The organism is Bradyrhizobium sp., from assembly GCF_030693485.1.
GTDB lineage: Bacteria > Pseudomonadota > Alphaproteobacteria > Rhizobiales > Xanthobacteraceae > Bradyrhizobium.
The window spans coordinates 1-12,328 of sequence record NZ_JAUYAN010000069.1 but is presented as its reverse complement, the minus strand read 5'-3'; the positions used below and the strand labels follow the sequence as shown (position 1 = coordinate 12,328).

General features: G+C 64.3%; 12 protein-coding genes and 1 pseudogene. 5 read left to right on the top strand and 8 right to left on the bottom strand.

Features of this window, described 5'->3' with window-relative positions; all coding sequences use genetic code 11:
- The 3 genes from Q8N40_RS05410 to mtgA form a co-directional block, all read right to left on the bottom strand.
- A partial coding sequence (locus tag Q8N40_RS05410; protein WP_371135620.1) for a hypothetical protein occupies positions 1–578 on the bottom strand: 578 nt, incomplete at its 3' end.
- A 98-nt stretch (positions 579–676) separates the two neighbouring features.
- Positions 677–862 carry a 50S ribosomal protein L32 gene (gene rpmF, locus Q8N40_RS05405; protein ID WP_305317923.1) on the bottom strand — a complete coding sequence of 62 codons (186 nt, stop codon included), beginning with the start codon at positions 860–862 and terminating at the stop codon, positions 677–679.
- Between the two features lie 142 nt (positions 863–1,004).
- A complete protein-coding gene (mtgA, locus tag Q8N40_RS05400; protein ID WP_371135619.1) occupies positions 1,005–1,703 on the bottom strand; it encodes a monofunctional biosynthetic peptidoglycan transglycosylase in 699 nt (232 codons plus the stop codon).
- Positions 1,704–1,867: 164 nt separating this feature from the next.
- On the opposite strand from mtgA, the gene Q8N40_RS05395 reads away from it, so the two are divergent.
- The gene (locus Q8N40_RS05395) at positions 1,868–2,794 is read left to right on the top strand and encodes a polyprenyl synthetase family protein (RefSeq protein ID WP_305711078.1); all 927 of its coding nucleotides are present in this window, start codon (positions 1,868–1,870) and stop codon (positions 2,792–2,794) included.
- A 68-nt stretch (positions 2,795–2,862) separates the two neighbouring features.
- A pseudogene (locus tag Q8N40_RS05390) lies at positions 2,863–3,042 on the top strand (DUF1345 domain-containing protein); the annotation flags it as partial.
- Positions 3,043–3,111: 69 nt separating this feature from the next.
- On the opposite strand, the gene Q8N40_RS05385 reads toward Q8N40_RS05390, so the two are convergent.
- Positions 3,112–4,872: a caspase family protein gene (locus tag Q8N40_RS05385; protein WP_305711079.1), complete on the bottom strand. Its 1,761-nt coding sequence runs from the start codon at positions 4,870–4,872 to the stop codon at positions 3,112–3,114.
- Between the two features lie 250 nt (positions 4,873–5,122).
- Complete coding sequence (locus tag Q8N40_RS26675) at positions 5,123–5,581, bottom strand: DUF6429 family protein (RefSeq protein WP_370870790.1); 459 nt, start codon at positions 5,579–5,581, stop codon at positions 5,123–5,125.
- 204 nt (positions 5,582–5,785) lie between these two features.
- Between Q8N40_RS26675 and Q8N40_RS05375 the strand changes: the two genes are divergently transcribed.
- Positions 5,786–6,160: a nuclear transport factor 2 family protein gene (locus tag Q8N40_RS05375; RefSeq protein WP_305711077.1), complete on the top strand. Its 375-nt coding sequence runs from the start codon at positions 5,786–5,788 to the stop codon at positions 6,158–6,160.
- A 299-nt stretch (positions 6,161–6,459) separates the two neighbouring features.
- Here the strand turns inward: Q8N40_RS05375 and Q8N40_RS05370 are convergent, their stop codons facing one another.
- Positions 6,460–7,797: a Rieske 2Fe-2S domain-containing protein gene (locus tag Q8N40_RS05370; RefSeq protein WP_305711076.1), complete on the bottom strand. Its 1,338-nt coding sequence runs from the start codon at positions 7,795–7,797 to the stop codon at positions 6,460–6,462.
- Between the two features lie 347 nt (positions 7,798–8,144).
- On the opposite strand from Q8N40_RS05370, the gene Q8N40_RS05365 reads away from it, so the two are divergent.
- Positions 8,145–8,909, top strand: a complete 765-nt coding sequence (locus tag Q8N40_RS05365) for an outer membrane protein (protein WP_305322429.1) — start codon at positions 8,145–8,147, stop codon at positions 8,907–8,909.
- A 77-nt stretch (positions 8,910–8,986) separates the two neighbouring features.
- On the opposite strand, the gene Q8N40_RS05360 is transcribed toward Q8N40_RS05365, so the two are convergent.
- The gene (locus Q8N40_RS05360; protein WP_305711075.1) at positions 8,987–9,868 is read right to left on the bottom strand and encodes a TauD/TfdA family dioxygenase; all 882 of its coding nucleotides are present in this window, start codon (positions 9,866–9,868) and stop codon (positions 8,987–8,989) included.
- A gap of 299 nt (positions 9,869–10,167) precedes the next feature.
- Positions 10,168–11,451 (bottom strand): flavodoxin-dependent (E)-4-hydroxy-3-methylbut-2-enyl-diphosphate synthase, encoded by a 1,284-nt coding sequence (ispG, locus tag Q8N40_RS05355; RefSeq protein ID WP_305711074.1) that lies wholly within the window; start codon positions 11,449–11,451, stop codon positions 10,168–10,170.
- A 266-nt stretch (positions 11,452–11,717) separates the two neighbouring features.
- Between ispG and Q8N40_RS05350 the strand changes: the two genes are divergently transcribed.
- Positions 11,718–12,328, top strand: a 611-nt coding sequence (locus tag Q8N40_RS05350) for a sulfurtransferase (RefSeq protein ID WP_305711073.1), incomplete at its 3' end; no start/stop codon positions are given.

The window sequence follows — 12,328 nt, the reverse complement described above, 5'->3', positions numbered from 1 at the left end:
GGCACCTCCGGCGAGGGCGCGGACGGCGTGACCTCGGGATGGGCGATCCTGGGCTCTACGCGATCCAGCGGCACGGCTGCGGGCGCCGAAGCGGCCGGCGTGGACACCGGTTCGAATTCGGGTTCGGTAGCCGCCTCGACTTTCCGCGCCTCCCGCCGCGAGACGGCAGGCGCCGCCGCCGACGCGCCGCGACGCCGGCGCTGCGCAATGCCCGACAGGAAATCGACCAGCGCCAGCAGCGTCAGCAGGAAAAAGGTCGAGGTGCCGAACTGCGGCAGCAGCACGAATTCCGCGGCCGCGCCGCCAAACACCAGCAGCGACAGCAGATGGTCCGTGAGGTATTTCGCGCCGGGCCGTGCGCCCTTGATGATCTCGCACAGCAACATCAGGATGCCGAGCGTCAGCAGGCCATCGGTCAGCGTCACCGGCCAGCTGGTGCCCGAGGGCAGCGGCACCGTAAAGAGCGGCGCGGCGAACGATACGTCGCGCATCAGGAAGGCGATGATGTTGTAGATCGCCAGCGGAATCAGAAGAAGCGGAAAACCGATCATCGACGGCGAGGCCTTCTTTTCAGGCAAGAGCGAACGATCCAGCTCGCGGCTGGTACGCGCTTTATCTCACTGGTTGGCCAAATTCAGGCCGACTTGGTGATCCCCTGGCCAATCTCACGCCGCGATCAGGTTTCCTTCTTGACCTTCAAGACCTGGCGGCCCTTGTACATGCCGGTCTTCAGATCGAGGTGGTGCGGGCGGCGCAATTCGCCGGAGTCCTTGTCCTCGGCATAGGTCGGCTTCTTGAGCGCGTCCGCCGAGCGGCGCATGCCACGCCGCGAGGGCGATGTTTTTCTTCGGGGAACGGCCATGTCGGTGTCCTCTAGGGGTGTGTCGGAGGCATCGTCCGGTGCGGACGCCCGGCGCAACGAAGCGCGAGCTGAAATGCCGATAAGGCCGCGCTTATAGAGGATGGAATGCCCCAAAGCTAGGTTCAAAATACGGTCAAATGGCTCAAAAAGCGCGATTTTCCCGCCAGCAGCGCTGTAACGCCACGGCCTGCGCCCGGGCCGTATAGGTCCCGGCCAGCCGGCGCACCCCGGGGCCGGGATTGCGGGCGCTGCGCTTGACCGGATTGGGCAGGATCGCCGCCAAAAGGGCGGCTTCCCGGGGCGACAGCGTGGAGGCGGAGCGGCCGAAAGCGTAGGACGCCCCCGCCTCGGCGCCGAACTGGCCGGTTGGGCCCCATTCGGCGATGTTGAGGTAGATTTCCAGGATCCGCTGCTTTGGCAGCACCAGATCGATCCAGATCGCCAGCGGGATCTCCAGGCCCTTGCGGACCACGCTGCGGCCCGGCCACAGGAACAGGTTCTTCGCCAGCTGCTGGGTGATGGTCGAGCCGCCGCGCGCCACCTCGCCGTCCTCGGCGTCGTCGATCACCTCGCGCAGTGCGTCCCAGTCGACGCCGCGGTGGCTGCAGAATTTGGCATCCTCGGAGGCCACCACCGAGCGCGGCAGCGCCGGCGAAACGGCGCTGAAATCGATCCATTGCCGCGACACCGGCGCACCGGTCAGCCAGCGCCACGCCATCAGCGTCGAGACCGGATGGCCGACGCGATAGAACGGCGCCACCAGATACGGCAGCAACAGCACCGCCAGCACGATCAGCAGCAAATTTCGGGCAATGCGCAAATTGGCGGATTTCTGCTTCAAGGCAACGGACGCGGGCCGGCGAGGCCGGTCCGACCTGACGATATGTCCCTGATCCTCCGGCTTTTTTCCAGCCCTTTTAAGGCATCGCGGACGGTTCGGCCGGAATTGACGAAGCCGGTGCCATCAACGATGGTCCGGCTCGAACCGATCTGGAGCTATTCTTGATGACGACCGGCACTGCACTGACTGACTTTGCAAAACGACTGGACCAGACCGCGGAAGATACCGAGGCGCTGCTGGCGAAGCTGTTGTCCGACGCCCTGTTGCCCGACGAGATCGCGCGGCCGAAACGGCTGATGGACGCGATGCGCTATTCCAGCCTCGGCGGCGGCAAGCGGCTGCGGCCGTTCCTGGTGGTCGAGAGTTCCGCCGTATTCGGCGTGCCGCGCGAGGCAGCGCTGCTGGCCGGCGCCGCGCTCGAATGCATCCACTGCTATTCGCTGATCCATGACGACCTGCCCGCCATGGACAACAGCGATCTGCGCCGCGGCCGGCCGACGCTGCACAAGCAGACCGACGATGCCACCGCGATCCTGGCCGGCGACGGCCTGCTGACGCTGGCCTTCGACATCATCACCCGCGATGAGATTCACGGCGACGCCAACGTAAGGCTGAAGCTGGCGCGCGCGCTGGCGCGGGCTTCGGGACTAGGCGGCATGGTCGGCGGCCAGATGCTCGACCTCGCCGGCGAAGGCCGGTTCGGCGACCGCGAGCCGGTCGACGTGGCGCGGCTGCAGCAGATGAAGACCGGCGCGCTGCTGCGCTATGGCTGCATCGCGGGCGCCATCCTCGGCCAGTCCTCTCCGGCGCAATACCAGGCGCTCGACGATTACGGCCGCGCGCTCGGCGAAGCGTTCCAGATCGCTGACGACCTACTCGACGTCGAGGGCGATGCGGCGGCGCTCGGCAAGCAGACCGGACAGGACGCGGCGCTGGGCAAGACCACTTTCGTCACCCAGCTCGGCATCGACGGCGCCAAGCAGCGGGTGCGCGACCTGCTGGCCACGGCCGATTCCGCACTCTCGATCTTCGGCGCCAAGGGCGACGTGCTGCGCGCGACGTCGCGGTTCGTCGCCGACCGCAAGAACTGACGTGACGGCGGCCAGGAAAGAACTCGACGAACTTGCCACCCGGCTGAAGAAGATGCCCGCGCCGGTCCGCGTGCTACTGGGACTTCATCCATTTCGCCTTCGTGATCGGGATGACCGCCGAGGTCGCCGATGTCGGCATCACCGACAAGATCATCCGCCGCACCGTGACCGTGCACGGCATCATCGCGTTTATCTTCAACACCGCGCCGGTCGCGCTGATGGTCAACATCGCGGCCAGTGCGATCTAACGATACAGGCCCCGCTTTACGGGGCCTGTGTTGATTTCTCCGTTGCAGAGCCGGGACTGCGGCCTATGGTTACGGGCACACGCCCGACATGATGGCGCTGTAGCCGTTGCAGCCCCGTTCACGCTCGATGCCGGTAAGCGGCTGGCCTCTTGCTCCGATACCTGCACCCGTCCGTACTTGTGCGCGCCCGGCAATGGCCTGCTGTGCCTGCGGAACCTGCCGTGCTTCCGGAGCCTGCCTCGGTTCCGGCCTGTCGCGCCTGGCGACCGGCTGCTTGCCGCGGCGCTTCTCGCACTCATTGTCGTCATTGAGGAACGAGCCGGTGGCGCAGGTGATCTTGGTGCAGCGGTCGGCCTCGGCCTTGTAGCCGTGATCGCAGACCATCGGGCAGACCCGCGCCGTCTTCAGCTTGATGGTGTCGAGCGCGTCGGTCGAGGCCAGTTTGGTGTCGAATTTGGTCTTGGCATAGCGGTTGAACAGCGTCAGCGAGCGCTGCGACGCGGTGTTCCAGTTGCCGTCGGCGTCCGCGCTGAGGCAGCCGACGCGGCGCAATTCGGTCTGCACGGATTTGGTGAGATCGGCCTGCGGCGGCCCGGCGTTCAGCGCGGCCAGTTTCGTTGTTTGATCGGCCGGCTGCGCCGTCGACGGAACGCCCGTGGTCTGTTCGGCGGTGGCGCGGGTGCGCTCGGCCTCGGTAACCTTGTCCTGGGCGACCTGCTTGGCTTTTTCAGCGGCGATACGGGCCTGCTCCGCGGCTTTCGCGTCGGCATCGGCCTTGGCCTGCAGACCTTTCTGGGCGCCTTCGGCGGCAAGCCGCGCCCGCTCCTGTTCGGCCAGCCGTGCCTTTTCGGTGGCGGCGACGCGGGCTTCTTCCGCGGCAAATTTGGTCAGCTGGATCTTGGCGAGGCTGGCGTAGAAGCCGTCGGGATACTGCGCAATGAAAGCGTTCAGCGCGTCCTTGTTGCCGATCTGCAGCGCCAGTTCGTAGTCGCGGCGCGCTTCGGCCTGCGGACTGGGCGCGGACGCAGCCGGCGCCGCCCTGGCGGGCGCCGGCACCAGCGGCACGTCTTCACCGCCGAGCGAGCCATAGACGAACGGCTCCTGCCGGTTGCTGGTGGTCTTCAGCACCTCGTCGCGGACGAAGCCGAACGCGCGGCGCACATCGAGCCCCGGCGTCGTCAGATGCTTCGACAGCGCCACCGTGAACGGGCTGTTCTTGCCGTCGCCATCCGCCGCCGTCGATCCGGCCTTGGCCGAATAGGCGATCAGCATGTTCGGGCTGTTCGGTTCGACCTTGGCCAGCCCCTGCCCGATCGCGCGCGACGCGACGGTACGTTTCATGTTCTTCGAGAACGGATTGTCGCGGCAGGCATCGAGGATCACCAGCCGCAGCTTCTTGGCGGGTTCGATCGCCAGCAGCACGCGGTCCAGCGAAAGGGCTTCGTCATAGACGTCGGTATCGCGTTCCAGCTTGGCGTCGACCGGGATCAGGTAGTTCGCACCGTCCACCTCGATGCCGTGGCCGGCGTAATAGACCACGGCGATGTCGGCATCGCGGGCGCGGTCGGCAAAATCGCGCAGCGTGCGGCGGGTTTCCGCCGCCGGCAGATCCTGCCGCGAATCGACCACGTCGAAGCCGGCATTCCTGAGGGTCGCGGCGATCACGGCGCCGTCATTGACCGGGTTGGGAAGCTTGGCCACGTTTTGATAGGCCGCATTGCCAAGCACCAGCGCCACGCGCTTTTCGGCCCATGCCGGCTGGCACACCAGCAGCAATGCCGCGGCAGCGAGGAAAAGCTGGCGCAATCCTGGGGATCGGGGCGATTTCATCATGACGCTTCTCATACGGTGGCCGTTGTTAGCACTGGAGCCTGCCTATCAGAACCCGGCGGCGGCTTTTGTGAGCCACCTCACGCCCGAAACCGGCGTGATCGAGGGCATTCATCACCAGGCCGCGAGTGGAACTGGAACTCCTGGTCATTAGTGCCGCCAAAGCCGCGCCGGTTCGCTCCTTTTCAATCACGTTCGGTTCATCCTCCCCTGCAGGGAACCTCCAGGGAAGCGTAAGATGTGCGGTGCGCTAACCTGCCCTGCGCTCGACATGTACCCACCGGCTGCTGACGGTGACGGGATCGCCGCCGGCTTTGACCTCGGCCTTGTACTGCTCGATATCCGCTTCGTTCACGTCAGCGTCGCTCATGGCGTAGCTCACCCGGCGCAGGATCGGCCAGAGCTGATCGCCCAGATCCGCCAGATCGACCTTGATATGCGGGTACCTGGATTGCCCCGCGAATTGCTCCACGGGTTGACTTGCGGCCTTCTTCGTAAACATCGCCTCGAACAATTGCTTCGAACGTTGCCGCCCGTCGTCCGTCAAGGTCACCGATTTCTCGTCGGCCAGACCGTCGATCATTCCTTTTTGCTGTAACCGGCCCAGCGCATCCCCTTCGAAGCCTTTCGAGGCCCGGTTCTCATCGTGAAGGGTAAGATGCAGCAACGCCAAAACGGCGTCATCGATCCGGTCCGTGTCGATCGTCATCGCAATATCTCCCGCAGGCCATCCAACTGCGCCATCTTTACCCGGAACGTGCGGATCTTGCCACGTTCTCCGGCAGGAATTTCTTCATTCGGCTTTTCCGATCGCACCACACGTCTGCGTCAGAAACGCAAGACATTCGTAGCGCCATCGATCCATTCGTGGCTTAATTCAATCTAGACCAATTCCACCCCAGGGAGCCGCAACGTGAGCCATGACCGTTCCAGCGTCGAAGCCGTCGTCCAGCATTATTTCGACGCTCTTTATGAGGGCGACGCCGACAAGCTCGGCGAGGTCTTTCACCCCACCGCGGACCTGCGCTGGGTCGAGAAGGGCGCGCTGCAGATTCTGACCGTGCCGGACTGGCTCGATCGCGTCCGCAAGCGCCCCTCCGGAAAAGCCGAGGGCAAGGCACGCGAGGATTTCATCGTCACGATCGACCGCTCGGATGAATCCACCGCCTTCATCAAGGTGCGCTGCCAGTTGCCGCCGCGCTACTTTACCGACTATCTGGTGGCGATGAAGCTGGCCGATGGCTGGAAGATCGTCTCGAAGTCCTACCGCTACGATCTGCGCGAGTGAGGCACGCCTAGCCCCGTGCCGCCGCCCCGGAAATCTTTTCATTGCCGCGCGAGCGGCTGAAGAGATTTCCCAGGGCGTGTCGATCGCCGCCGTTGCCGCGGCGAAGAACCGCCGCGCCAGATCGGCGTCGCCATCGCGAAGGCAGGCCTGCAACAATGCGGATATGGGGCTCCCGTCATTGCGAGGAGCACTTGCGACGAAGCCATTGATTCTGCAGCAGAAGGAAGGCTGAATTGCTTCGCCGAGCCAGTCATCGGGCGCGCGTTCGCGCGACCATTTGGCGCGCGATGACGGAAGAATTACTCCGCCGCCGCAATGCGCGGCCGGCCGACAAAGCCGGTCGCATCGCCAAAGCGCTCGACCATGACAGCAGGTAAGTCCTTCGCCTTGCTGGTGACGCAGGCGCCGGAACGTACGGCGTAGCGGTGCTGCTGCGCCAGATGCGCGGGCGGTTTGCCCTGCTGCAGCGCGCGGGCCGCATCCATCACGGTCTTGCGAAAATGCATGATGCCGAGGTCGGTCGGGCCGAGATGCTCGCGGCTGCGGTCGGCGATCGGTCCCTGGCTGTCCTGCACCGCGGCGTCCTGCTCGGAGACGCCCTTGATGCCGGTGTAGCTGTTCGTCTTCTGCAGCTTGCGGTCGATCAGATAGTCGTTCGATTTGTTGCGCAGCGGCACGTAGTTCTCGTCGACCTCGGAGATCACGCCATTGCCGCGGTCATAGGCGTCGCGTTCGGCCTGCGTAATCGGGCGCTCCGGATTCCAGGCATAGGTGTAGATCCAGCAATTGGTATCGGTCACCGGAATGAAGCTCTGGCCGAAGATGTTCTCGCCCGGCATCGCGCTCGGGGCGTAGGCATGCACCGGCATCAGGAACTGGGCGATGCGCCAGTAGATGTTGTCGCTGCCGGTGACCCGGCCGCCGCCGATGGTCAGCCCCGCGTCATGCGGAATGATCTTGATCACCGGCCGCGGATCCTCGGCGATCCAGCGCATGTGATCGGTGGCGACGCGCAGCAGCGGGTTCACAAAATGCTTCTTGATGTCGAGGATTTCGTTCTCTTCCTTCTCGAAGCTCAGATGCGCGAAGGTGAAATGCGCGGTGTCGATCGAGCCTTCCAGCGCCTGCACCCAGTTGCAGTCCTGCCATTTCTTCGAGACGTAGCGGTGCGAAGCCGGCACCAGCGCCATTTCCATATCGGGCAATTCAGGCACCGACGCCGCCGGGCCCATATAGGCCCAGATCATGTCGCCCCATTCGCGCACCGGGTAGGACTTGATGCGGATCAGGTCCTTGGCATTGAGATCGGGATAGGAGGTCGGCATGTCGACGCAACGGCCGTCGGTGTCGAATTTCCAGCCGTGATAGACGCAGCGGATGCCGCATTCCTCAACGCGGCCGAGCCAGAGATTGGCACCGCGGTGCGGGCAATACTGATCGATGACACCGACCACGCCACGCGAATCGCGGAAGGCGAGCAGTTCCTCGCCCATCACGACGATTTTCTTCGGCGGACCGTCGGCGTCAGGCAGTTCTTCGGAGAGCAGCACGGGGAGCCAGAAGCGGCGCAGCAACTCGCCCATCCCGGTGCCGGCATTGCTTTCGGTCAGGAATTTGTTGTCCTCGGCGCGGAGCATGGGCGGGCCTCCGGAGCGGCTTTTTTACCTTGTGCAAACCTTGACGCAGGGCCGTTGGCGCGTCAACGCGGGCTGGTGCTTCGGGCCTCCGACGGGGCCGGCGGAATCAAACAGCAGGGCTGCCGCTCCTCCCCTTGTATATTGAAAATACGAGACAAATTATCTTCGGTGGAGGCCGAACGCCACTGCGCCGCAAGCGTCCGCCGGCTCCGAATAGGCGTAGCCGGCACACTCTGCCCGCATCGATTGTCCGGCGCTGTTGCAAACCAGTGACGGTATATCGCGTGGACCTCGTGTAAATTGCCTTCAGGTTTTGCAATGTTTTTCCGGCAAGCAAGGGGGCCTCAATGAAGAAAATCGCACTGGCGGCTGCTGCTGTCTCCATGATGTTCACCGGAGCCGCTTCCGCGGCCGACATGGCGCCTCGTTACGCCAAGGCACCGCCGCCGGTCGTCGCGGTCTGGAACTGGACCGGTTTCTATATCGGTGCCCATGCCGGCTGGACTGAGAGCGAATCCCGTTACGATTTTGCGACGGCGGGTCACTACAACCTGGTGGCCGGTGACAGCTTCCGGTATAACACCAGCGGCTTCATGGGCGGCGGTCACGCCGGCTACAACTGGCAGACGGGCCAGTTTGTGCTGGGTATCGAAGGGTCGATCTCGTATACCGACCTGAACCGCACCGTGATCAGCCCGTACTTCCCGGCCAGCGACACGTTCCGCACCAGGCAGGAATGGATCGCAACCGTTACGCCGAGGCTCGGCATCGCCAGCGGCCAGTGGCTGTTCTACGTCAAGGGCGGTGTTGCATTCAGCGAAATCAATACGCGAATTCAAGACAACTTCGATTACAACCAGCGCAACGACACGCGCGTCGGCTGGACCGTCGGCGGCGGTGTCGAGTGGATGGCAACCCAGAACTGGATCCTCGGCGTCGAAGGAAACTACTACGACTTCGGCCGCTGCTGCGGCGGTCTGAGTCAGAGCGCTCTGCTCGCAACCAACGCTCCGGCTGGCGTTTTCAGCAATCATAGCACCTATGTCGACAACTGGTCGGTCCTCGGTCGCGTGAGCTACAAGTTCGGCGGCCCTCTCGTCGCCCGGTACTGAGTGCGTTCTCCTTCCTGACAAACTCGAAAGCCCCGGCATCGTCCGGGGCTTTTTTGTTGGCGCCGGGGATCGGCGACTCACACCGGCCGCTCGCCCTTCACCGTCACCCGCGTGCCCGAACGGGTGTGCGGCCAGTAGTCCCACATCGCGCGGTGCTGGGCGCAGCGGTTGTCCCAGAACGCGATGGCGTTTTCGGTCCAGCGGAAGCGGCACTGGAACAGCGGGTTTTCGGCGTGCTGGTAGAGATAGGCCAGCATGGCGTCGCTTTCGTCGCGGGGGATGCCGATGATATGGCGGGTAAAGCCGCGGTTGACGTAGAGCGCCTTCTTGCCGGTCACCGGATGGGTGCGCACGACGGGATGCTCGGCGCGCGGATAGGCCGGCCGATCGGCGACGCCGTAATTGGCGTAGAGCCCGCGATAGGTGGATTCGCCGTCATGCAGCGCAGTGAGGCCATCGAGATAGGTCTTCATCCGGTCCGACAGCGATTCGTAAGCCGCATACATGTTGGCGAACAGCGTATCGCCGCCGCGCGGCGGGCATTGCCTGATGTAGAGGATCGAGCCCATCGGCGGCTCGAGGTCGCAGGACACGTCCGAATGCCAGCCCTCGCCATTGGCGCGCGGTGAATCCTTGTCGGCATAGATCTTCATCAGCGCGGGATCGTCGCCCTCATGGGGGGCGGCGGGATGAATATGCAGCTCGCCGAATTTTCGGCCGAAGGCGAGATGCTGTTGCGGCGTGATGTGCTGGTCGCGAAAGAAGATCACGAGATTTTCGGCGAGCGCGCGGTGGATCTCGTCCATGGTCCGGTTGGAGAGTGGATTTGCGAGGTCGACGCCGGATATTTCCGCGCCGATGATCGGGGTGAGCTTTTCGACGCCGATGGTCTCATAGGGCGCTCCTTCGCCCGAGGTGTGGCGGTAGCGCGGGCCTTGCTTGCTGGATAACGAGCTCATGTGGCGGCCTCCGGCTTTTCTTGATTGACGGCCATCGTAGCCCGGACCGCGCGAAGTGCAATCCGAGGATATCTCGCAGCCGACAAGGGCTGACGGTGGCGTCGCTTTCTTCACCCTCTCCCGCTTGCGGGGGAGGGCCGGGGTGGGGGTGCTTCAGCGGGACAAACTGCTTGCGGGCTAGCGGATGAGAGAGCCCCCACCCTAACCCTCCCCCGCAAGCGGGAGAGGGGACAGACCGTCCGCCGCCGAACGACTGAGATAACTTCGCTCCATCCGGGCTACGTGGCGCTAACCGCGCCCTACTCCGCCGCGGTCACCGGCACGTTCGCGCCGCCGCCATAGCGCTGGTCGATATAGTCGATCACCATCGCCTTGAATTCGCCTGCGATGTTGGGGCCGCGCAGGGTGCGGAATTTCTTGCCGTCGACGAACACCGGCGCCGCCGGGGTTTCGCCGGTGCCGGGCAAGGAGATGCCGATATCGGCGTGCTTGGATTCGCCGGGGCCGTTGACGATGCAGCCCATGATCGCGACGTTGAGCGATTCGACGCCGGGGTAACGGGTCTTCCAGCTCGGCATTTCCTCGCGGATAAAATCCTGGATCGAGCGCGCCAGTTCCTGGAAGGTGGTCGAGGTGGTGCGGCCGCAGCCGGGGCATGCCGCGACCAGCGGCACGAAGGTGCGGAATCCCATGGTCTGCAGCAGTTCCTGCGCGACCTGGACTTCCAGCGTGCGGTCGCCGCCGGGCTCCGGCGTCAGCGAAATCCGGATGGTGTCGCCGATGCCCTGCTGCAGCAGGATGCCGAGCGCGGCCGACGAGGCGACGATGCCCTTGGAGCCCATGCCGGCCTCGGTGAGGCCGAGATGGATAGCGTAGTCGGAACGTTCGGCGAGCGTTTCGTAGACCGCGATCAGGTCCTGCACCGCCGAGACCTTGGCCGACAGGATCATGCGGTTCTTCGGCAGGCCGATTTCCTCGGCGCGCGCGGCCGACAACAGCGCCGACTGCACCATGGCCTCGCGGGTCACCGCGCGGACATCCTTCGGCGCCGGCAGCAGCGCGTTTTCGTCCATCAGTTTGGTCAGCAGTTCCTGATCCAGCGATCCCCAATTGGCGCCGATCCGAACCGTCTTGTTGTACTTCAGCGCCATCTCGACGATGTCGGTGAACTGGGTGTCGCGCTTGGCCTTGAAACCGACATTGCCGGGATTGATGCGGTATTTGTCGAGCGCCTCGGCGCAGGCGGGATGATCGGCCAGCAGCTTGTGGCCGATGTAATGGAAATCGCCGATCAGGGGCGTGGTGATGCCGCGCTTGCGCAGGCCATCGCGGATATGCGGTACCGCGGCGGCGGCCTCGTCGCGATCGACGGTGATGCGCACCATCTCCGAACCGGCGCGCGCCAGTGCCGCCACCTGCGCAATCGTGCCCTCGATATCGGCGGTGTCGGTGTTGGTCATCGACTGCACCACGATCGGCGCGCCGCCACCGACGGCGACATTGCCGACCATGACCTGGGTGGTTTTATGCCGGGCGCTGGGACCGGCGATGTCGCTCTGCGGGGGCTTTTCGGGCTTGTTCATGGCGTCTCGAATATCAGGTTTTGGTGACATTCACCAAGGGGCCCGTGGCAGATGCCGGGCCCCTTCTTTGGGTCGGATTATTTCTCTTTTGGTTCAATAGCTTATTCGGCCATTTCGCGGTCAAGGCAAGGCTTCGGCGCCGCGCCGGCCCTTCACCGCTATATCGGGCCGGAATCCGGGGATTAAAGGGCAAACGTCAAGACGCGCTTAACCTTTCCAGCCCTTACCGCCTGCCCTAGCATGACCGGAACGGGGAGGAACCATAGATGCCAGAACACGACGGGCTTATGACGACGGCGGAACTCGCCGGCATGCTGGAGCATCCCGATCTCCGGCTGTTCGATTGCACCACCTATCTCGAATATCAGCCGGAAGGCTCCGGCGTTCCCTATATCGCGGTGCCGGGCCGGCATACCTTCGAGGCCGGGCATATTCCGGGCGCGGATTTTCTCGACCTGCAGGGCGAATTCTCGCAAGCCGGCATCGATCTGCATTTCATGATGCCGGCCATAGCACAGCTCGAGGCCGCATTCGGCCGGCACGGGGTTGGCGTCAGCAGCCGCGTGGTGCTCTACAGCATCGGGACACCGCAATGGGCGACGCGGTTCTGGTGGATGCTGAAATCGCTGGGCTTCGACAACGTGTCGGTGCTGGATGGCGGGCTCGACGCATGGAAAGCCGAGGGCCGCGCCCTCGAAGCCGGACCCGCGAAGGGCTATCCGCCGGCGACGTTTGCCGCGAAACCGCAAGCCGGCTACTTCGTCGACAAGCACGAGACGCTGAAAGCCGGCAGCGACCGCAACGCCGTCGTCTTCAACGCGCTCAACCCGCAACTGCACAGGGGGCTGGAGCCGAGCCGCTACGGCCGGCCGGGGCA

What these genes read in the sequence shown, in the direction of transcription:
- Q8N40_RS05370 (WP_305711076.1), bottom strand. Translation starts at nt 7,797, where the DNA reads ATGCTCCGCGCCGAGGACAACAAATTCCTGACCGAAAGCAATGCCGGC.
- Q8N40_RS05365 (WP_305322429.1), top strand. Translation starts at nt 8,145, where the DNA reads ATGAAGAAAATCGCACTGGCGGCTGCTGCTGTCTCCATGATGTTCACC.
- Q8N40_RS05395 (WP_305711078.1), top strand. Translation starts at nt 1,868, where the DNA reads ATGACGACCGGCACTGCACTGACTGACTTTGCAAAACGACTGGACCAG.
- ispG (WP_305711074.1), bottom strand. Translation starts at nt 11,451, where the DNA reads ATGAACAAGCCCGAAAAGCCCCCGCAGAGCGACATCGCCGGTCCCAGC.
- Q8N40_RS05385 (WP_305711079.1), bottom strand. Translation starts at nt 4,872, where the DNA reads ATGAAATCGCCCCGATCCCCAGGATTGCGCCAGCTTTTCCTCGCTGCC.
- rpmF (WP_305317923.1), bottom strand. Translation starts at nt 862, where the DNA reads ATGGCCGTTCCCCGAAGAAAAACATCGCCCTCGCGGCGTGGCATGCGC.
- Q8N40_RS05360 (WP_305711075.1), bottom strand. Translation starts at nt 9,868, where the DNA reads ATGAGCTCGTTATCCAGCAAGCAAGGCCCGCGCTACCGCCACACCTCG.
- Q8N40_RS26675 (WP_370870790.1), bottom strand. Translation starts at nt 5,581, where the DNA reads ATGACGATCGACACGGACCGGATCGATGACGCCGTTTTGGCGTTGCTG.